Genomic DNA, 21,351 nt, shown 5'->3' with positions numbered 1-21,351 from the left:
TATGCGGGAATGCATCGGAACTTTATCGCATAAATCTTAATAAAATCTTAATAATTGCGCAATTTTTAATACTAATAGTTAATAATATTATTAACTATTAGTATTAAAAGTATATCTGTCTTAAATTTCCTTGAAAAATAAAGGCTTTAAACCCACGGTATATCTTATATTTATTCATGCCGAACCATGTTTTTTTATATGGATAAAAAGCGAAACAATGAATTTTGTCTTTTTATGTCTTAAAAGATACTTACCATACAATATTTTTTCTTTTTTGATAAGATTTGCATAATTGTAGAAAGAGTTGAATAATTGACTTTTTTTGTAAATTGTGCTAATATCTGTATTCAAGCGGCTGTTCCAAATATTAATTATTTTCTAATTAGGAGGCAAGTATGAAATCCACCGGTATTGTAAGAAAGGTTGATGAATTGGGAAGAGTTGTCCTTCCCGTAGAGCTTAGGCGAACACTGAATATTGACGTAAAAGACCCCTTGGAGATTTTTATCGATAACGATAAAATCGTTCTTAAAAAGTATGAACCTGCAGATATTTTTACAGGCGAAATGGACGATTTAATAGATTACTGCGGTAAAAAGGTAAGCCGAAGCTCTATAAAAGAAATGGCTAAAATAGCCGGAATTAGCCTTAGCGAATAATACATAAATTCAATATGGTTTTAGGCCTGATTTTATTAAAAATTATAATTTGCTTATAATTATTTAACATAAAAGCCATGAGCAATGCCGGATAAAAGTCCGGCATTTATAATTGGAATTTTAATTATATATGTCTTTATTCTCTTCTCTTATATTTGTTAATAAACGCTGCTTTTTCACTTCCTTTTTATATATCGTATGGTAATGTCTTTAATTATAATCCCTTATCAATCTTATTTTATGATTAAGTTATAATCAGCGCTTGCAAAACTTATGAAGTATTTTATGTTTGATTTGTATACTATTTATATAGTATTGAAAATAAAAATGATGTAAACTTATACTTACTTAAGGCTATAAACAGCTTCTTAAGCCCTTTTATATGAAAGGGTTTTTATATGCCTTAAAAATATATCTTATTAAAGTAAACATCATAAGGAGGTTTGGCTAGAGCTTAGTTAAAAGATTTTACAGGCTGCGCCTGTATCATTTTTTAAGCTGGCTTAGTAAGAATATGAAGATGAATGAATTAAGCAAAAAATACGAAGATTATGTAATTGGCCTTAGAAGAGAGCTTCATATGTATCCGGAGATAAGCTATGAAGAAAAGGAAACAAACCTTGTTATAAAAAGAGAGCTTGATTCCATGAACATTCCTTATGAGGATGTAGGCGACGGATACAGCCTTATTGCGGAAATCAAATGTTCAGAAGAAGGAAAATCCATAGGCGTCCGGGCGGATATTGATGCCCTTCCCATGCAGGAGCTTACAGACTGCTCTTATAAATCAAAAATCGACGGCGTTATGCATGCCTGCGGCCATGATGCCCATATAGCAATGCTTTTAGGTACGGCAAAGGTTCTTAGTGAAATAAAGGATAAGCTGAAAGGCACAATTTATCTTTGTTTCCAATCTGCCGAAGAAATAGGAAAAGGCGCAGAGCCTATCATCAATGCCCTTAATAAGAAAGGCGGCGTGTCGGAATTTATAGGCCTTCATATATGGTCTTTGATAGACTCAGGGAAAATAGCTCTGATAGACGGCCCTGTTATGGCCGGCGTCCAAAGCTTTGAAGTTAAAATAACAGGGCAAGGCGGTCATGCTTCAAGGCCCGATTTATGCAAGGACCCTGTGAAACCGGCCTGTGACCTTGCTTTAAAACTATCTTCCATACCGGGAAATTTCTATGATGCATTGGATAACTCCGTTGTCCATGTGGGCATGGTAAAGGCAGGAACAAAATCAAATATCTTCCCTGATGATGCTCTTATTACAGGCGGGTGCAGGTTCTACAAAGACGGGGGAGCGGAAAAAATATTTTCACAGATTAAACGCATGGCAGAAGGCACTGCCTTAACCTACGGCGTAGAGGCGGAGGTATTTGACATCTCCCTTACGCCCCCCACTATCAATCACCACGAGCAAGTTATGAAAGCGAGAAAAATAGTAGAGCAAATGGAAGGCCTTGAATTAGACCTTGAACAGGAAAGGCTCGCAGCTTCCGATAATTTCGGAACCTATCTTCAAAGCTATCCCGGTTTTTATGGCCTTCTTGGCGCCATGAACAAAGAAAAAGGCGTTATCTGGCCCCATCATAATTCGAAATTTAACCTTGATGAAGATGTATTTGTAAAGGGTGTTGAATTCTTTGCAAATTATGTATATGAATTCTTAAGCAAATAAACAGGAGGTTCTTATGAAATACGACTTTGATAAAATCATTGAAAGAAAAGGCAGCTTTTCAGTAAAATGGGATATGCCCCCTGCCCCCTACCCTAAAGACAGTCTCCCTTTATGGGTGGCGGATATGGATTTTCAATGCGCTAAGCCTATTGTTGATGCCCTTCACAAAAGAGTCGACGAGCTTATTTACGGCTATACCTATTATGACAGCACAGAGCTTAAAAACACCGTAACAGGCTGGTATAAAAAAAGATATGAATGGGATGTTCCCGCTGAAGATATATTTTTCAGCCCTGGCGTTGTGCCTGCCGTTGCTCTTTTAATCAATATTCTTTCTGAAGAAGGAGACGGCATCGTTATCCAGCGCCCTGTTTACTATCCCTTTACTTTTAAAATAGAGCATAATAACAGAAAGGTAGTAAATAATCCTTTAATCTATAAAGACGGCAAATATACAATGGATTATGAAGACCTTGAAAGAAAGCTTTCCGCTCCTGAAAATAAAGGACTTGTTCTTTGCAGCCCTCATAACCCTGTGGGAAGGCTCTGGACGGAAGAAGAGCTTAAAAAAGTAATTGATATCGCTAAAAAGTATAATAAATGGATAATATCCGATGAAATCCATGCCGACTTAATAAGAAAGGGCCTTAAATTTATTCCTCTTTCAAAAATTGCAGGAGATTATAAAGACCAGATTATCACCTGTACGGCTCCTAGCAAAACTTTTAACCTTGCAGGCTTCCATATGTCAAACCTTGTTATTCACAGCGAAGAATATAAAAAAGCCTACTTAGACATATTAAACAACAAGCTTTCCGTAGGCGGCGTAAATCCTCTCGGGGTTTCCGCAATGATTGCCGCCTATACAGAGGGCGAAGAATGGCTTGACCAGGTTATTGACTATATTGACGCAAACGTGGATTACTGTATGGACTTTTTCAAAAAAGAGCTTCCGAAATCTGTGCCTATATATATTGAAGCAACTTATCTTTTCTGGGTGGACTTATCCGCCTATTGCAAAGACCCTAAAGCTCTTGAAGAAAAGATGGCAAAGGCCAAGGTTGCCCTTGACGAAGGATACATATTCGGTGAGGAAGGAATCGGCTTTGAGCGTATAAACGTAGCATGCCCAAGGTCCATTCTTGCTGATTGTTTAAACAGAATGAAAGATGTTCTTTTAGAAGGATAATGATTTAAGATATTTTATATCAAAAGGATGCTGCAAAATAAATTTTGCAGCACCCTTTCTTTTTTATCCTAAACTAGGTTTTTATATTTGACCTCAGCTTTTCTTAGGTTTTTTAATGCCTTCAGGCATTCTGAGGGTTTTGCTTAAATCCTGCTGTTCCTTTGCATTTTTAACATTATCGTTTAAAACATTCTTTTTATCCAATTAATCCACTCCCCTTGATAAATATAGCAAATTTCCTACAAAGAAGCAGTAAAAGCCTATTGACTAAAATCTCAAAAATACAGATTTCCTTCGGAAAGAGTACATCTTTGAGTCAGCGTAAATTACGGCTTTATTGCTGTTTTACTTTAAATTTACTATAATTGATAAAAAACAAATAATAAGCAAAAGATTGAAAGTATAAAACTGCATTTTATATTGAACCAAATTAAGGATGATATAAGCATATGCCTAAAGTGAGTATCCTCTTATGATTAACAAACTTGTTTTTAATTTTGCTAACCATAGGCCAAATTAAAAATGTTATAATCCTTTTGCTCTTTTTATTTGTTTAATTATATTCTTCTCAAAAACATAATAAATATTATCTTAAAGCTTAAATGCCCATGGAAATATTTATTGGGCTTCATTGCTGTCAGGTCAGCTTTTAAATTTTATGTTATATTCCTGTCGCTTTTTGGGGTTAATAAATTATTAAGAATTAAAATGTTCAATAGGGTTATCTTTTATGATATTATTTATCTATCCTTAATAAATACTTTATATTTGCCAAAAATAAAGAGAATAACCTTTTATGAATTCTACTTTTTACAACAATAACCTGCGGAGGGAACTTATGAAAAAATTGTTTTTTATTGCACTTACCGCTTTTTTAATTCAAATATTGTCGATTACGGCCTTTGCCTCAAATACAGATTTTGACGATATACCCAAAGGTCACTGGGCCTACGAATATGTGAACAAAATGCGAAGCCTTAATATCACTGAAGGCGTTGGAGACAATAATTTCGGCGCAGGCCAAAGTATTACAAAAGCTGAATTTACAACATTTTTATGTAAACTTATGAACTATGAGATATCTAGTCCTGAAACGGGAAGCTTTTCCGACAATATGGATAAAAGCAAATGGTATTTTCCTTATGTTGAAACGGCACTGAATCACGGCATTATAACCTCTGAAAACGGCCAGTTTTTTCCTTTAACCAATATTACAAGGCAGGAAATCGCTATTATGATCATCCGCGCCCTTTCTCTTGACGAATTGGCAAAAGGGCTTAATAAAGACGGCTCTCCTTTTCATGATGTTACTGAAAATGCAGGCTATATTACCATAGCAAAAGATCTTGGCATTGTATCCGGCATGGGGGATAATTCCTTTATGCCTGCAGCCCAGGCCACTAGAGAACAAGCTGCCGTAATGATGATCGGAATGCATAATATTATGCTTAAAGGCACCAAAGACATCAATGGGTTCTATGCAATAAAAAGCAACAGCCAAAAAGATGTCATATCCATGGTGGACTATACAAGCTTTGGCTGGGCAAGGCTTGAAGCCGGAGCAGGCGATATTTTTCTTAATATTACCTCTCAAAATAACAATGAATATCGAATACCCGAAGGCTTCAGTGATCCTTACGGTATGGCAAAAGAAAAGCTTATTTTCGTATCCGTTAAAGACGAAGATTCCAGAGCTATTATTAATGATACGGCTCTCAGGCAAAAGGCGGCTGTCCTCATCGGGGACGCCGTAAATAACGGTATAACCCACAATGGAAACACCTTGACCTTTGACGGGGTTGTAGTAGACTTTGAAACCCTTAAAGGTTCTGAAACAAAGAATAGCTTCAATTCATTTCTCAGGGACTTAAGGGGTATCGTAGGAAACAAAAAAATATTCACAGCCGTGCACCCTGAAAGGCGTACAGGCCTTGAATATTATAACGGCTATGATTTTAAAACCATAGGAGAACTCTCCGACAAGGTCATCCTCATGGCCCACGACTATAACCCTAAAAAACTTTCGGCAGATGAAATGGAGCAGAACTTAACTACGACGCCCCTTTCTCCCATTAATGAAATTTATTATGCTCTAAAGGCCATTACAGATAAAAGTACAGGCGTTTCCGACAAGAGCAAAATAATGCTCCAGCTTTCCTTCGGTACATGCCAGTGGAAATCCATCAATAATAAAATTATCAACGAAACCCCGTTTACTCCCGATTACGACGCCTTAATCAGCCGTATAAAAACAGACCCATCGGCAGAAATAAAATATTCAAAAACCTATGAAAGCCCCTATATTGTGTTTAAAAACACTCTCGACGGCACAGATAATATTATCTGGTATGAAGATACAAGAAGCATTGCCGCAAAACTTAAGCTTGCCCGCCTTTTCGGCATAGAAGACATTTCCCTTTGGCGCCTCGGAACCATACCCGATTATGAAAAAGAATATTATTTGAATGTGAAGGAATATCTTTTCAATAATTAAATATTAAAATAAAAAATACGCCTGAGCCTAAAGCCCAGGCGTATTTTCTTATTTAAAGCTGTAGTAAATAAATACTAAAAGACTTATAGTAAATTTGCTTTTCTTCTGCAGTAAGGAACAGGCCCCAAGAAGGCATAAAATCAAGGAAAAGCAAATTTATAACCCTACTGTTTTACTTTACTTTTATTCGGGTATATACCCAGAATAGGGCTTTTGTTATTGAAAATTTCTTACAAAGAAAAAGCAAATCCTATCTATTAAAGTTTCAAAAACATGGATTTTCTTCGGAAACACAATGAAATTGTCTTTATGCCGCAATAAATCATAAGGCCTTCAATATATCAAATAAAGACAATTTCGCAAAAAGCCATCTATTGTATTTCTTCTAAACCTCATTTTTGAACCAACATGTCTGTTGTTTCACTTTATATTAAATTTCAAATGAAACAGTAATAAAAATCGTATATTTTATGCTTAGTGAGCCTAGAAACTGTTAAAGTGTTTTCAAGCGAACGCCCCCTTATAGCCAACAAAGATATTTTAATCTTTGTTGGCTATGAATGGCTTAAACATAGGGATTCTATATGTTTAAGCCGCTTATGAAAAATAGATTTTTATTGCTTCCTTCTGTGAAATTTATAGTAAATTTATTGTGAAGAAGCAGCAAAAGCCTATTCCCTTAAGGCTCAAAAACACGGATTTCCTTCGGAAACGGTACATTTTTGAGTCTTCGGGAATATACAGCTTTGCTACTATTTAACTTTAAATTTACTATACTTTAAACTTACGATGGGCTGCTTTTCTTTAACTGCATTTCCAGCTTTCATAGAGGGTATCAATTATCTGTTCTATGGGGGCTTTTTTTATTTCAATATCTCTGATGCCTTTCATAAGGGAAATTTTATTCAAAAGCTCCGGCAAGGATATACAGCTTAAATCAATTTCAAATTCTGCCGTGTTTTCCTCTTTGGATATGACCTTGCCTATATTCAGACCGTTGATATTAAGGTCCGAAGATATTTTTACCCTGGATAAATCCCCCGTAAGCTTCCTTAAGCCGTCAAATCCCCCGTCAAAAACAAGCTTTCCCCCTGAAACCATGATAATTCTTCTGGCCATTTCCTCTAAGTCGTCCATATCGTGGCTTGTTACAAAAATTGTGGTATTTTTTTCGCTGTTTACGGTTTTAAGGGCGTTAATCATTCTTCTTTTGGCGGAAACATCAAGGCCCAAAGTAGGCTCATCAAGAATAATAAGCTCCGGCTGATGAAGGAGCATCATAGCAATATCGGCCTTCATTCGCTGGCCGAGGCTAAGCTCTCTGGCATAGGTTTTAAGGATTTCTTTCAGGTCGAAAAGCTCCGTAACCATAGCAAGGCTTTCTTCATAGACCTTATCGTCAATATCCCAGACGACCTTTTTCCATTCAAAGCTTTGTTTTACAGGATGATCCCACCAAAGCTCCGTTCTGTTCCCGAAAAGAACCCCTATTTTCCGCATAAGTTCTATGCGGCTTTTCTTCGGGTCAAAACCTAAAACCTCTATAGCGCCTGAGGATGGGTAAAGCATAGCCGATATGATTTTCATGGTGGTGGATTTTCCTGCGCCGTTGGGGCCGGCATAGGCAACAAATTCACCCTTTTTTATTTCAAAGCTGATATTATCTAAAGCCTTTATCAAGGTTTTTTCAGGCTTGAATAAGTTTTTTATAAAGTTTTTACCTGTTACCCCGTGAAGCCTCGTATAGTATTTAGATACGTTTTCAAATTTAACTGCAGTATTAGCGGTGGCCTGTGGCACTGTATCGATTAATTCCATATTTGACATAATGACTCATTCCTTTTCTAAAAAATATATTTGCAAGAGCTAGAACAATAATTAGGGCAAAAAGGGGATAAAAATTCCCGATGCCCTTGGGGGTCTTTTCCAGAAGAATCATGGAAGGCAGCCACGCCATGAGCCCCGTAGGCAAAATCGTAATCAAAGCCGTTTTCACAAGTTTCGGCATTCCGTTTAAGGGAAAGGAGGAAATCTGCTCCGTCATATTAAGAACGTAATAAGAAATTTCCTCCCCTGCAACGGGGGCGTAAAAAGCAAAGGACGAAGCTAAATAAGAAAGCCCCAGAAGAAATATCGTGGTGATAATCAGGCTTCCTCCGAGCTTTAAAAACCAGAGGTGGCTAAAGGCCAACTCTAAATTTAAAAGCGAAATACTCAAAAGCATCAATCCTGAAATCAGATTTCCGCCGCCTGAAACCGGCATAAAGCCAGCCGTAAGAATCTGAGCCTTTAGGCTCAAAGGCTGAATCAGCATATGCTCAAGCTGCCCCCTGCCGATGATTCTGCTGATATGGCCGACATTATTCCCTGAAAAAAACACAGAAAAAAGCCCGTTTAAAATCGTATTGTAGGCAAGCATGAATAAGACCTCGTATTTTGAAAGGCCGCCGATGTTACCGAATTTTACCCCTAGGAGAAATACCCCTACAGTAGAGGAAATACAGACAATAATTTCAGCTAAAATAAAGATAAAGGATATTTTAAAGTTTCTGAAAAGCCATCTGAAATCCATTTGAAAATAAAGTTTATAAAGCCTTAAATATCTTTTTAAATTTTCTTTCTTATCCCCCATAGCTTACAATCTCCTCTCTTGAATGCCTGAACCAAAAAATAGCTAAAGGCCAAAGCACGATATTCCATAGCAATTGAGTAATAATAATTTCAAAGGGTGGTTCAAGCCCTGTGTAAATTGAAAGGAAGCCTCCGCTGAGAGACGCAAAGGGCTGATACATCAGTATCCTGCCTATTTTCTCCGGCATAAGTGAAAAAGGAATGAGCCCCCCCGAAAGAATTCCCACAAGGGCCATCCTTACGGAATAGACCGCCCAGCTAAGGCTCATAAGCCGTATGGTAAGGCATGCAAAAATATAGTCTATGGCAAAGCCAAGACTCACGCTTAAAATAAAGCTCAGTAAAAAGTATCCATTTTCCGGCATAAGGTCAATCCCCATAAAAGGCGCTATGATAAGCATAGGCACAGTAAAAAATAAAAGCTTTGGAAGCATTTTTCCTATGGTTTCGGCCGCCAAATCCATCAGCACATTCATGGGCCGTATGAAGAGCTTATTGAATATCCCTTCATAATTCCAGCTTGAGGCCGGGCTTTCAATATTTAAAAAATCCTTTAATATAATAGAAAGATAAGTATAGGCAAGAAGCTTTCCGATATAAGCTTCCCCTTCCCCTTGAGCCTTTAAAAAGGTTCTCCAGAAAATGCTTAATATAATAAGGTTAAAAACCTGTATGAATATTTCAGGCATCATATAAGCGACGCCTTCGTTAAATTTTGACCGCATGGATATTTCAATGGTTTTAATGTATTTCATCATGATCATTCTCCTAAATTTAAGCATAAAAAAGCAGGGCGTTTACACGCCCTGCGTAAAATCAAAATAAAAGCCTAAAAAGACCCTTCACGGCGTATAAAGCATTCATTTAAAGTCTTAAAATGGGCAGAGTTATCCCTTGTATCTTTTACTAATCCTGACAGGAGTAAAAGGGCATAACGATCCCTTGGTGCAGATTGTGCTTTAAATGAGATGCCGAAATGGTTCAGGGTATTTAATAAGCTTCCGCAGGAATTAAGACCTTGTTTCATGCTTTCACCGCCTTTCAATGGAAAATGATTTAATGCCGTATATTATTAAGCTTGAAAACTCTTTTTTAAGTTTAATAAGTTTCCCTTCGGTTCATAATAAATAAACTCATTCTTTTTAAAGTTTATTTATTATAATACAGCATTAAAAATACTATAACCAATAAGTTTCTTCTTGTCAATAAATTTATATCTCCTTCATGTAAGACCTGTGAAAAATCACCGCACAATTTTTATCTTAAGGCTTGTTTGAAAAATCCAGACTTTAATCATTTTGGCAAAATTCATTTGGTACAGTCAAAAAACCGGCCTAAATTAAATACCGTAAACGGTGTTTAACTTCATGATACTTTGCAAAGAAAAAATACCTTTTGTTAAAATATAAGATTTACAAAGTTAGAAACTTTATAACTCTTCCTGCAATGCTTCGCCAAAAATCCATAGCTGACAAAGAGAAAAAATCAATTGTTGCCTATAAGGAGGAGATTATAGTAAATTTAAAGTTAAGCAGCAGCAAAGCCGTATATTCACGAAGGCTCAAAGATGTACCGTTTCCGAAGGAAATCCGTGTTTTTGAGCCTTAAGGGAATAGGCTTTTGCTGCTTCTTTATATGAAATTTACTATATTTACAAGCTTGCGCTTATATAACTTTTTAAGTTTGCCTGGTATATGTGATGCTTGACAAAGACTTTCATGCCCTGTCCTATTAAAGCCTTTGGGCAATATTTATGATGGGAATATCTTCTGAGACGGCATAAAGCACCGTTTGGTATGTGCCGCCCCTTTGTTTTTTTAAAAAGCATACGCAGGCCGAAGAATTCTCTACCATAAACCGGTTTCTTTTTCTCATGCAATCTTTGCTGTAGCTTTCCTGAATATAAATAATTTTATCTGCAAGAGAAAGCATCGCCATATATTCGTCCTGCTGACTTTCCTTCCAGAGCTTATCCTGATCTTTACAGGGAAGCACAAATATAAGCTCCATATCAGGATATTTCTTTTTCTTAAAGATTACTTCCTGAGCCGCAATCTGGTCAAAGCCTAAAGCGCCGCCGGAAATAAACCGCCTTTTTCCCATGGCGTAAAGAAAATCAAGCTCTGATGAAAGGATTTCTCTTATTTTTATCCTATCTTTTAATGAAATTATCCTGTGGCCCGTAAAACAGCAGCTTATTTCCTTCATTTATTACCTCCTTGGGCAATATTAGAATTATTATATAGAATAAACTTTCTGTTTGCAATACAAACTATATGATAGTAAATTTCTCATAAAAAGTAAACGCAATCTGTGTACTGTAGACTTAAAAATATAGGGTTTCTTCAGAAACAGCAGATTGTTAAGTCAATATATAAGTCAATTTGCTTTTGTACCTCTATAAGCATTTGGTTTTAGAAGGCATAAAATAAGAGAAAGACAAATTGACAATACTCCTATTTTATATGGATTTAGTGAATATACGGTTTGTTACTTTTTATAAGAAATTTACTTTAACCTTGATTTAATATGCGAATCAGGGCAAATGCATAAAGAATTCCCCCTGCATAATTGAGCAGCTGAACACGGTAAATAAATTTAAAAATACCAAGTTTATTTATCTATAGGCTTATATGTAAAACGCATTAAGCTTAAAAGTTAAAAGACACTTTTAAGTTTAATAAGTTTGTATGAGAAAAACCAAAAGTATGGTAAAATAGAATTATATTTGCCTTATGAAACAGGAGGTGCTTAATGGAGGCAATCACTAATTTGAATATTCCGGGATTAATTGCCTTAATATTATATATTCTCAATATATTAAGCCTTATTATGCTTTTATTTGTAGAAAGAAAAGAGCCTGTTCAGACCATGAGCTGGATTCTTGTAATCGTCTTTCTTCCGGTTGTAGGCGTAATCCTATATATCTTCTTAGGAAGAGGGTTTAAAATAAGCGCTAAAAAAACCCTTGAAGCAAAGCTTCGGGACGATGAAAATCTTCATGAAGCTGCCGATAAAATCGACAGCGAATATTTCGGCATCACCAATGCCCTCGATTCGTCTTTCTGCTTCTGCGACCCTAAAACAAAGGATTATCTTCCGCTTATAAAGCTCCATTATCTTTTGGGTAATGACGCTTATACCCAAGATAACAGCATAGAGATATATGTAGACGCTAAGGATAAATACGATGCGCTCATTAAAGATATAGAAAATGCTGAAAAAAGCATAAATTTACTTTATTTCATATTCCAAAACGATGCAACAGGCGAAAGGTTCATTAATGCCCTCACCAAAAAAGCATCGGAAGGGGTTGAAGTCAGGGTAATTTATGATGACATGGGAAGCATTTTAACACGCCACAAAGCATTTGCCCCTCTTATAAATGCCGGCGGAAGCGTATGCAGATTCTTTCCTCTTAATTTTAAAACCTTTATACGGGCCAATTATAGAAACCATAGAAAAATAGCAGTAATCGACGGTAAAATAGGTTATACCGGCGGAACAAATATCGGGGACGAATATTTAGGCCTTAGAAAAAGAACCTCCCCTTGGCGGGACACCCATATCAGAATAACTGGCCATGCAGTATATGCCCTTCAAGCTAGGTTTCTTATGGACTGGTACTACGCTTCAAAGGACAAGCGTATAACAACCATAGAGGAGCTTACACCGTTTTTTCCTTCCGTTCCTAAGGATTTGGGCGGAAGCGTAGGAATGCAGATTGTATCCAGCGGCCCGGATACAAAAACAGACCAGATACTAATAGGGTTTATTAAAATGTTTGGCATGGCGAAAAAATCCATATTGATACAAACCCCTTATTTTATCCCTGACAGAGCCTTTATCCAAAGCCTTCAAATAGCCGCCTCTTCAGGAATAAACGTTAAGGTAATGATTCCCGGGATTCCCGACAAAAAGACGGTTTATCAAGTAACCTTATCCTATATTCAGGACCTTTTGGATTACGGCATAGAGGTATATTGCTATAACGGCTTTCTTCATTCAAAAATGATTGTCATAGACGATGAAATCGCAACCATAGGGACTTGTAATATGGATATGCGAAGCTTCAGTATTCATTTTGAAATTAACGCTTTTATTTATGATGAAAAGGTTTCTATAGATTGCAGAAAAATATTTGAGGAGGATATGAAAAAGAGCAAAAAAATAGACCCTGAGGAATTTAAAAAACGAAATATATTCACAAGGCTTTCTGAAGGGGTTTTAAGGCTCATTGCCCCGCTTATGTAATTTTATATAAGGAGATACCGATGGAAATTAACTTTTATATTTTAAGACATGGTGAAACAGTATACAATACGGAAAAAAGAATGCAGGGCTGGTCTGACTCTCCCTTGACGGAAAAAGGAGAAAAAAAGGCCTCTCAATTAGGCGAAAGCCTTAAGAACTTTAGATTTGATGCAGTATTTACAAGCGATTTAGGAAGGGCCGTAAAAACCTCAGAGCTTATTATGGAAAAAAACCATTATCCCGCCCCCTTTTTTACGGAACAGGGATTAAGAGAATGGGGCCTTGGAAGCCTCGAAGGAACCGTATCTTACGTAAGCGTAATCACTGCCGCTTTGGACCGATGCAAAGACAGCTCAAACACAAGAAACTTTCTTGAAAACTTCGCCATATCCGCAAGAGAACGAGACGCATCAAAAAAAGCCGAAACATATGAAAAAGCCAGGGACAGGATCATGTCCACCATGAAAGGCGCTGCATTTACGGCCGAAAAAAACAGCTGGAAGGATATTCTTGTAGTGACTCATGGCATGGCAATTCTTACGATACTTAATGAAATAACAGGTGACGATATGGCAGGCAAGGTCATACCAAATCTTACTCTTTTAAAAATAGTATATAAGGACGGTTATTTTTCTTATGAGGGGGAACACCCTGCACCGTTAGCATAGAAAAGCAATTAAAAAGCCGCTTAAAGCGGCTTTTTAATGCTCTTCCGACGTAAATTAGTAAACTTATCCTTCTGTACAGATAAAGGTCCATTATAGTAAATTTAAAGTCAAACAGTAATAAAACCGTATATTCACTCTGACCCCATATACTTCTCTTATATCTTTTCCGGTATATTAAGATTATGCCTGATTCATCATTTAATATTTTAATTGCAATATCTTTTTTTGTATCTGCATCTTCAAACATAGCATGCCTCTATTTAAATAATCTGTATTATCTTATCACGAAAAGGCCTATAATAATTTATGCCGCAGCATGAGCGGCATACTTTTTATCTATAAAAACAGACCTTGTTTCTTCCTGTATCCTTTGCTTCGTAAAGGGCTTTATCTGCTCTTTCAATAAGTGCTTCATAGGTCTCTTCTCCCAAAGGTATCATAGAAGATGCGCCTATGCTTATGGTTACAAAGCCGTAGGGAATATTGCCTTCGTTTGGGATTTTTAGCATCTCTACATCTTTTCTGATTTTCTCCGCTGTTTTTTCAAACCCCTCATCGGTTACGCTGGTGAGTATAACGGCAAATTCCTCTCCGCCGAACCTGCCTACAATATCTGTGGACCTTTTAAGGCTTTTCTTCATCGTGGCTGCAACGATTTTAAGGCATTCATCTCCCTGGGTATGGCCATAGGTATCATTATAGCTTTTAAACCGGTCGATATCCGCCATCATAAAAAATACTTTTGTCCGATCCCGTCTGGCCTGATTCCATACCCGTTCAAGATAGGAATTGATAAATCTTCTGTTTGCTATTTGAACAAGCGGGTCTGTTTCGCTTAAATACTCAAGGTCATTTATGGCGTTTTCAAGCCTTTTTATTTTTTCAAGCATTTCCTGCCATATATAAAAATCTTTTATAGCATTTGAATGCACAATACTCCATGAAATAAAGCTTAAAATCGTAATTGCCACCATAAAAATTCTGATATTTGAAAAATATATGCTTTCCTTAGGGATATAAAATGCGGCAGATTCGACTGCAAGCATATAATAAAGAAGAAGCCCTGCTTTTATTCTTCTATCCAGCAAAGGAACAAAAACTATAATAAGAATACTTGCAATAAGCCTGTATACACTGCCTGAATAGGCAATTTCAAGAACAGAATGAAATGCTTCATAAAAACCAAATCCTATCATTATTGCCAAAACAGCAAATAAGTTCAGGCTGGAAGAATACATAGTTTCTTTTCGAAGCTCTTCAAGTTTAAGTATAATCAATAAAGAAATGACATTATAAAGGACATAAGTTGCCGAAAAAAAGAGACGAAGTTCCATATCCCACTCTATTTTATAAAAGTACATATGGGGATTCATATTTCTCATTATAAAATTAAGGCCTATCTGGAGAAATATATTTAATGTAAGCATCGTCTTTAAACGCCCGATGTTTCTGTCGGCACACATTTTACAAAATTCAGACCTGTAATCAGAGTTAAGTTCATTAAAAAACATTTTTTCAAAAGAGTAGATTCCAGCTTTATATTTCCGCCCCATAAAGCACCCCAGTCAATTATTGCTTATGCTTAAAGTTATTACGAAATTTTGCTAAAACTTAAATGTAGGGCCGTAATAATATATCTTAAAATTAAATAAGTCATTTACTTTTTTCATACATTTCCCTTCAGAAAATGTATTCATAAACAAAATCAAACAGCGTTTGATTTTCACCATATATAGCTCACCTAAGTTCTATTCATACATTTCCCTTCGGAAAATGTATTCATAAACAAAATCAAACAGCGTTTGATTTTCATCATATATAGCTCACCTAAGTTCTATTCATACATTTCCCTTCGGAAAATGTATTCATAAACAAAATCAAACAGCGTTTGATTTTCACCATATATAGCTCACCTAAGTTCTATTCATACATTTCCCTTCGGAAAATGTATTCATAAACAAAATCAAACAGCGTTTGATTTTGTTTACATTATACCACGTTTGTGTATGAATTGACTACATGTAATTCTTCCTGTAAGTTAATAATGTTCTTATATTTTATATTATTCAAATTAAATATAAAATCTATAAAATTTCGCTTAAAATTTTCTGTACATAAAAAAACAGCCTTTCGGCTGTTTTTTTTATTTTATAGTCCTAATTCATTTTTAGCTTCAACAAATGCTTTTACAACCCTGTCAAGCTGCTCTTTTGTATGGGCGGCGGAAACCTGAGTTCTTATTCTTGCTTTTCCCTTTGGAACAACGGGATAGAAGAAGCCCACTGCATAAATATCCTTTTCTAAAAGAATCGCAGCCATTTTCTGGGCGATGATTTCATCGTATACCATAATAGGTATAATGGGGTGGCAGCCGTCAAGAAGAGAAAATCCTTCTTCTGTAAGCCTCTGCCTGTAGTATTTCATATTTTCGTCAAGGGTATTTTTATAGCTATTGTCTTTCATAAGCATATCAAGAACCTTGATGGAAGCAGAAGCAATCACCGGAGCAAGAGTATTGGAGAATAAGTAAGGCCTTGAACGCTGTCTTAAAATATCAATGATTTCTTTCCGGCCGGAAGTATATCCGCCGCTGGCGCCGCCGAGGGCTTTTCCAAGGGTACCTGTGATGATATCAACTCTATCGATAACGCCGCAGTGTTCGTGGGTTCCTCTGCCGTTTTCCCCTACTACGCCAACACCGTGGCTGTCGTCTACGGCTACGATGGCATCGTATTTTTCAGCTAAATCGCATATGCCCTTAAGGTTTGCAATATAACCGTCCATGGAGAATACGCCGTCTGTAATTATAAGACGGATTCTCTGGTCCATGGCCTGCTTCAGCTGTTCTTCAAGGTCTGCCATGTCATTATTTTTATATCTGTATCTTTTGGCCTTGCAAAGCCTTACGCCGTCTATAATACTTGCATGGTTCAGCTCGTCGCTTATTACTGCGTCCTGATCTGTAAGCAGAGTTTCAAAAAGCCCGCCGTTGGCATCATAGCATGAGGAATAAAGTATTGTATCTTCCGTATAGAGAAATTCACTTATTTTCTTTTCAAGGTCCTTATGCACCTGCTGGGTTCCGCAGATAAAGCGAACTGATGAAAGGCCGTAGCCCCATTTGTCAATGCCTGCTTTTGCAGCTTCCGCTATTTCCTTGTTTCCTGAAAGGCCAAGGTAATTATTGGCGCACATATTAATAACGTCGTTTTTCTGAGTTGTATCGATGGAGGAGGACTGGCGGGTGGTTATTACTCTTTCGTCCTTCCAAAGCCCTGCATCTCTGATTTCGTTTATGGTTTCGTTCCAGATATTATATGCGGATTTCATTTATAAACCTCCTATTAAATTACTGAGAATCCGACGGAATTAAAATTCCGCCGAACTTTATAGCAGAATTCATTTCAATCCGAAGTGCCTATGGCTTATCTGACATTTTACAGTACGCTGTCACTTCGGTTTCAAGGTAAGCCGACTATAGAGCCTATTCGTACAATTTGCAGAAAAACACTGCAAATTCATACTTAGTGAACCCAAAAATGCTTACAGTAAAACTGTAAAAACATTTTTAGGTGAGCGTTTCCTTATAGACAGCAAACTTTTTTCAGGTTTGTTGTCTATATACCTATAACGTGAAAATCCCTCCAGACTTTTCCTTGGCAAATCAAGGGGGCAGGCTTCGCCGAGCTCATGTTAAATTACTCCCAGTTTAACACGATTTTGCCTGATTTTCCGCTTCTCATGGTTTCAAAGCCTTCATGGAAGTCTTTATAGCTGAATCTGTGGGTGATGATTTTTTCAAGGTCAAGGCCGCTTTGAATCATGGCGCTCATTTTGTACCATGTTTCAAAAATCTCTCTTCCGTAGATTCCCTTTATGGTAAGTCCATTAAATATTACTTTGTCCCAGTCAATCACTGTATCGTTATTGATAAGACCTAAAAGGGCGATTTTTCCGCCGTTATACATGGCGTTTATCATATCGTTAAAGGCTCTGCCGTTTCCGCTCATTTCAAGACCTATATCAAAGCCCTCTTTTATATTAAGCTTTTTAAAGCAATCTTCTATTTTTTCAGTACGAACATCGAGAGCAGCGGTTGCTCCAAATTCCATGGCCATATCAAGCCTATAAGGGTTCACGTCTGTAACAACGATGTTTCTTGCGCCTACGTGGCGGGCTATGGCAACTGCCATAATACCTATAGGGCCTGCTCCCGTAACAAGAACGTCCTCTCCTACCATGTTAAAGCTAAGGGCAGTATGAGTTGCGTTGCCTAAGGGGTCGAAACATGCAAGAAGATCAAGGGGTATATTTTCATCCGCTACCCAGATATTAGCGGCAGGTATTGCGGCATATTCCGCAAAAATACCCGTACGGTTAACGCCGATACCCTGTGCTGTTTTGCAAAGGTGCCCTTTTCCGGCAAGGCAGTTACGGCAGGTATGGCATATAACATGGCCTTCGGCGGAAACAAGGGTTCCTTCTGACAGATTTTTAACATGCTTTCCTACCTGAACGATTGTTCCTACAAATTCATGGCCTATGGTCATAGGAGTTTTTATAGTCCTTTGAGCCCACTCGTTCCAATCGTAAATATGCACATCTGTTCCGCAGATAGCGGTTCTTTTTATTTTAACAAGAACCTCATCGTCACCTATCTCCGGAATAGGCACATCCTCAAGAACAAGGCCGTCAAACTGAGGATATTTTTTAACAATTGCCTTCATTGTACTCTTCATATAAATCTCCTTTCAGTTTCTGCTCTTTTTGAGCGTTTGATTTTAGTTGCCCTTATTTTATAGTGATATTATTGCACCATAATCTTAATTTTTACTCATATATTTCTTTTGAAAAATATATGATGAAAGTAAAGCAAAACTTTATTTCACTAAGTATCATAACTGCAGAGTTTCCACTCATACATTCCTTTTCGAAGAATGTATTCGGAAGGGAAGCAAAGCCAAAGCTTTGCTTCCCTTCCATTATACCACACTTTATATATAAAAATATTATTTTTCGCAAAATATTCTGTTATGAATTGTGTAAATAAATGTATAATTTTTACAGTAGGCCAGGTGTCATTATTTAATTTGCATATATTTTTATAATATTTTTAATTAAAATCATCATATTTGTCATTTAGTCTTTTATGGGTTAATGGATATTAAAAAGAAGGCTTTTCGTTAAAGAAAGCCCTCTTCAATGCCTTGTGTATTGAATCCGAACACAGGAGTATTTAAAACAAAATAATGCAAACTGTATAAAATAAATTATATTCTAGGATTATTTTTGTCCTTTTGCCTTGCTTTTTAAATTGTCCTTTCATGATGGTTCCAAAATGCTAAAAATATCTTTTATAAATGCTGTTTTATCCAAATTTGCGTGTGTTAGGATTTTTATAATAAATCAATTTGTCCGCAATTCCTACTACATTCTTAGAGAAATACCTCTTTTTGTAAAAAGTCTTACCTTTTTCCAGATATCGTCCACAGTAATTCCTTTAATATATACCAATATGTATAGAAGCTCCGAAAAAATGATTCCCGCCATCACATCCACTATAGAATGCTGTTTTACAAATACCGTTGAGATACAGATCAATACCATAGATACAAAGGAAAAGTTCAATATTTTTCTGCTGGCATCCTTATAATGAACAAGAGCCGTATGGACGCCTACCGAAAACATCACATGAATGCTCGGCAAGGAATTCGTCGGGGTATCCGCCTTATATATTTTAGATATAATGCTGTCAAGCAGCCCATCAGGTCTTATATAAGGACGCAGTGCCTGTCCGTTAGGAAAAAAAGTAAATATCAGGCAGGCAATTATCATGGAAAAACTCATAAAGCTCATGAGCTTTCTGAAATCATCGGGAGCCTTAAAGAAAAAATATACGGCGGGAACAGCCACATAAAGATACCAAAACACATAGGGTATAACAAATACCTCTGAAAAAGGGATAACCTTATCTATTTTCGTTCCTATGAGAAATTCCGGCTCAAGAACCACCTGTTCCAAAATAAAAAACCATACAAGACATAATAAATAAGGTATGACGCTTAAGCCGTGACTGTAATTCGACGCTGTTTTCCTAAAAGCCTTATCCATTTATGATCCCTCCAAAAAAGAAGATTCAAAAGCAATCGCTGCTTATTATAGTTACGAACCTTTAACATAAGTTTAGTAACTATAAAGGGGCGCTCAGTTAAAAAGATTTACAAGCTTCCGCCTGTATCATTTTTAAGTTCGCTTATTAATATATAATACGCCGTAATAAATAACTTGTCTTTGAAGGAATAAAATGTTAATAAAATTTTAATAAGCTTAAGCCTTATTTATTTGCTATTAAAAAATCAAAATGATATACTTTATGATATAATATGAATAAAACTAAGCTTTGCTTAGTTTTATTCACGAATACATTTCACTTTGTAAAATGTATGAGCAAAACCTATACTTTCTAAGACTTTCCCGAAGACTTTACATGAATAGAGCTATTCACAAACAATGTATAATAAAGGGTGATTTTATGCTATATACTTTAAAGGCATCTGAAATATATCTTGAAAACCAGATTTTATATAATTCCTCAATTGCTGTAAACGAAAAGGGCATAATCGCAGAGATTGCCCCGTCAACTGATTCTGGAGAAGTCATAGATTTAGGTGATTTAAGGCTTATGCCGGGGCTTATCGATATTCATGTCCACGGCGGAAACGGCTATGACACAATGGATGCCTCCTATCATTCATTAAACCAAATATCCCTTTTCAAACTTAAAGAAGGGGTAACCTCTTTCTGCCCTACTACAGTTACTGCAAGCCTTCCCCATACGGTTAAAGCCATAAAAGCCATAAACGAGGCTATGGAAAAAGGTGTAGACGGCGCAAAAATCATAGGCCCCTTTCTTGAAGGACCCTATATAAATGAAAGCTATAAAGGCGCCCACCCGGAAAAAAGCATCAGGGATATAAACGAAGAAGAAATTTATGCTTTGATAAAGGAATGTAAAGGCATTGTATCCTTTGCCATAGCTCCTGAAAAAAAGGGCGCAATGAAGCTTATAGAAAGACTTTCCCAAGAGGGAATTATAATACGGATAGGCCACAGCGCCGCCACCTACGAAGAAGCTTTAAAGGCCTTTGAATCCGGTGCAAAAATCGTGATCCATGCCTATAACGCCATGACCCAGCTTAAATCAAGAGAACCGGGGCTTCTAGGGGCCGCTATGGCTAAAGATGAGCTTTACGCGGAAATCATATGCGATACCATCCATGTGCACCCTGCATCTGTAAAAATACTCATGAATGCAAAGCCCAAGGATAAAACAGTCCTTGTGACAGACTGCATGATGGCGGGCGGCCTTAAAGACGGAGAATATACCTTAGGCGAGCTTCCTGTAAAGGTTGAAAACAGCATCGCAAGAACCTTTGAAGGGGCTTTGGCCGGAAGCACCTTAAGCCTTTCAAAAGCTGTTTACAATACCTATGCCCATTCGGGGCAAAATGTTCTGCAAGCCCTGAATATGGCAAGCTTAAACCCTGCAAAGGCGCTGCAAATAGACAAATATACCGGAAGCATTAAAGAAGGGAAATTTGCAGACATCATCGCAACAGACCCTAATATGAATATTAAATTTGTCATGGTAAACGGACAGATAAAAATAAATTTATAATATGTGGAACTTTTTTTGTAACAAAAGCGTCTTAGTTTTGTAATGATTTTAATTTTTGCTCTGTAAAACTGTTTGATGCAGTTATGGATAGCAG

The 21,351-nt window shown here is 36.8% G+C and carries 16 protein-coding genes; 7 read left to right on the top strand and 9 right to left on the bottom strand.

From position 1 onward, the window contains the following. Positions 1-395: 395 nt before the first annotated feature. From NBX03_RS02200 to NBX03_RS02185, 4 genes are all read left to right on the top strand, one after another. Complete coding sequence (locus tag NBX03_RS02200) at positions 396-659, top strand: AbrB/MazE/SpoVT family DNA-binding domain-containing protein (protein ID WP_250229151.1); 264 nt, start codon at positions 396-398, stop codon at positions 657-659. A gap of 514 nt (positions 660-1,173) precedes the next feature. After that, entirely contained in the window at positions 1,174-2,343 is a 1,170-nt protein-coding gene (locus NBX03_RS02195) for a M20 metallopeptidase family protein (RefSeq protein ID WP_250229150.1), read from the top strand. A gap of 13 nt (positions 2,344-2,356) precedes the next feature. Further along, positions 2,357-3,532, top strand: coding sequence for a MalY/PatB family protein (locus NBX03_RS02190; protein WP_250229149.1), 1,176 nt, complete (start codon positions 2,357-2,359; stop codon positions 3,530-3,532). An 838-nt stretch (positions 3,533-4,370) separates the two neighbouring features. After that, complete coding sequence (locus NBX03_RS02185; RefSeq protein WP_250229148.1) at positions 4,371-6,026, top strand: S-layer homology domain-containing protein; 1,656 nt, start codon at positions 4,371-4,373, stop codon at positions 6,024-6,026. An 804-nt stretch (positions 6,027-6,830) separates the two neighbouring features. Here the strand turns inward: NBX03_RS02185 and NBX03_RS02180 are convergent. The 5 genes from NBX03_RS02180 to NBX03_RS02160 form a co-directional block, all read right to left on the bottom strand. Further along, positions 6,831-7,853, bottom strand: a complete 1,023-nt coding sequence (locus tag NBX03_RS02180) for an ABC transporter ATP-binding protein (protein ID WP_250229147.1) — start codon at positions 7,851-7,853, stop codon at positions 6,831-6,833. Then, positions 7,807-8,658, bottom strand: coding sequence for an ABC-2 family transporter protein (locus tag NBX03_RS02175; RefSeq protein WP_250229146.1), 852 nt, complete (start codon positions 8,656-8,658; stop codon positions 7,807-7,809). The genes NBX03_RS02180 and NBX03_RS02175 overlap by 47 nt, the downstream gene beginning before the upstream one ends. Then, positions 8,648-9,415, bottom strand: a complete 768-nt coding sequence (locus tag NBX03_RS02170) for a hypothetical protein (protein ID WP_250229145.1) — start codon at positions 9,413-9,415, stop codon at positions 8,648-8,650. Before NBX03_RS02170 ends, NBX03_RS02175 begins: the two co-directional genes overlap by 11 nt. Before the next feature lie 71 nt (positions 9,416-9,486). Continuing rightward, the gene (locus NBX03_RS02165) at positions 9,487-9,684 is read right to left on the bottom strand and encodes a hypothetical protein (RefSeq protein WP_250229144.1); all 198 of its coding nucleotides are present in this window, start codon (positions 9,682-9,684) and stop codon (positions 9,487-9,489) included. 704 nt (positions 9,685-10,388) lie between these two features. Beyond that, entirely contained in the window at positions 10,389-10,865 is a 477-nt protein-coding gene (locus tag NBX03_RS02160) for an SLOG family protein (protein WP_250229143.1), read from the bottom strand. 546 nt (positions 10,866-11,411) lie between these two features. Here NBX03_RS02160 and cls point away from each other — a divergent pair. Both cls and NBX03_RS02150 read left to right on the top strand, forming a co-directional pair. Continuing rightward, the gene (cls, locus tag NBX03_RS02155; RefSeq protein ID WP_250229142.1) at positions 11,412-12,911 is read left to right on the top strand and encodes a cardiolipin synthase; all 1,500 of its coding nucleotides are present in this window, start codon (positions 11,412-11,414) and stop codon (positions 12,909-12,911) included. A 20-nt stretch (positions 12,912-12,931) separates the two neighbouring features. After that, the gene (locus NBX03_RS02150; RefSeq protein ID WP_250229141.1) at positions 12,932-13,579 is read left to right on the top strand and encodes a histidine phosphatase family protein; all 648 of its coding nucleotides are present in this window, start codon (positions 12,932-12,934) and stop codon (positions 13,577-13,579) included. Between the two features lie 332 nt (positions 13,580-13,911). Here NBX03_RS02150 and NBX03_RS02145 read toward each other — a convergent pair whose 3' ends face one another. The 4 genes from NBX03_RS02145 to NBX03_RS02130 form a co-directional block, all read right to left on the bottom strand. Continuing rightward, positions 13,912-15,132 carry a GGDEF domain-containing protein gene (locus NBX03_RS02145; RefSeq protein WP_250229140.1) on the bottom strand — a complete coding sequence of 407 codons (1,221 nt, stop codon included), beginning with the start codon at positions 15,130-15,132 and terminating at the stop codon, positions 13,912-13,914. A gap of 595 nt (positions 15,133-15,727) precedes the next feature. Then, positions 15,728-16,909 (bottom strand): glycine C-acetyltransferase, encoded by a 1,182-nt coding sequence (locus NBX03_RS02140; RefSeq protein WP_250229139.1) that lies wholly within the window; start codon positions 16,907-16,909, stop codon positions 15,728-15,730. A gap of 368 nt (positions 16,910-17,277) precedes the next feature. Further along, positions 17,278-18,318: an L-threonine 3-dehydrogenase gene (gene tdh, locus NBX03_RS02135; RefSeq protein WP_250229138.1), complete on the bottom strand. Its 1,041-nt coding sequence runs from the start codon at positions 18,316-18,318 to the stop codon at positions 17,278-17,280. Between the two features lie 688 nt (positions 18,319-19,006). Then, positions 19,007-19,690, bottom strand: coding sequence for a phosphatase PAP2 family protein (locus NBX03_RS02130; RefSeq protein ID WP_250229137.1), 684 nt, complete (start codon positions 19,688-19,690; stop codon positions 19,007-19,009). 421 nt (positions 19,691-20,111) lie between these two features. On the opposite strand from NBX03_RS02130, the gene nagA reads away from it, so the two are divergent. After that, positions 20,112-21,257 (top strand): N-acetylglucosamine-6-phosphate deacetylase, encoded by a 1,146-nt coding sequence (nagA, locus tag NBX03_RS02125; RefSeq protein WP_250229136.1) that lies wholly within the window; start codon positions 20,112-20,114, stop codon positions 21,255-21,257. Positions 21,258-21,351: the final 94 nt, after the last annotated feature.

The organism is Anaeropeptidivorans aminofermentans (genome assembly GCF_940670685.1).
GTDB classification, from domain to species: domain Bacteria; phylum Bacillota; class Clostridia; order Lachnospirales; family UBA5962; genus Anaeropeptidivorans; species Anaeropeptidivorans aminofermentans.
The sequence above is the reverse complement of the archived record's forward strand: the minus strand, read 5'-3'. Positions and strand labels throughout refer to the sequence as shown.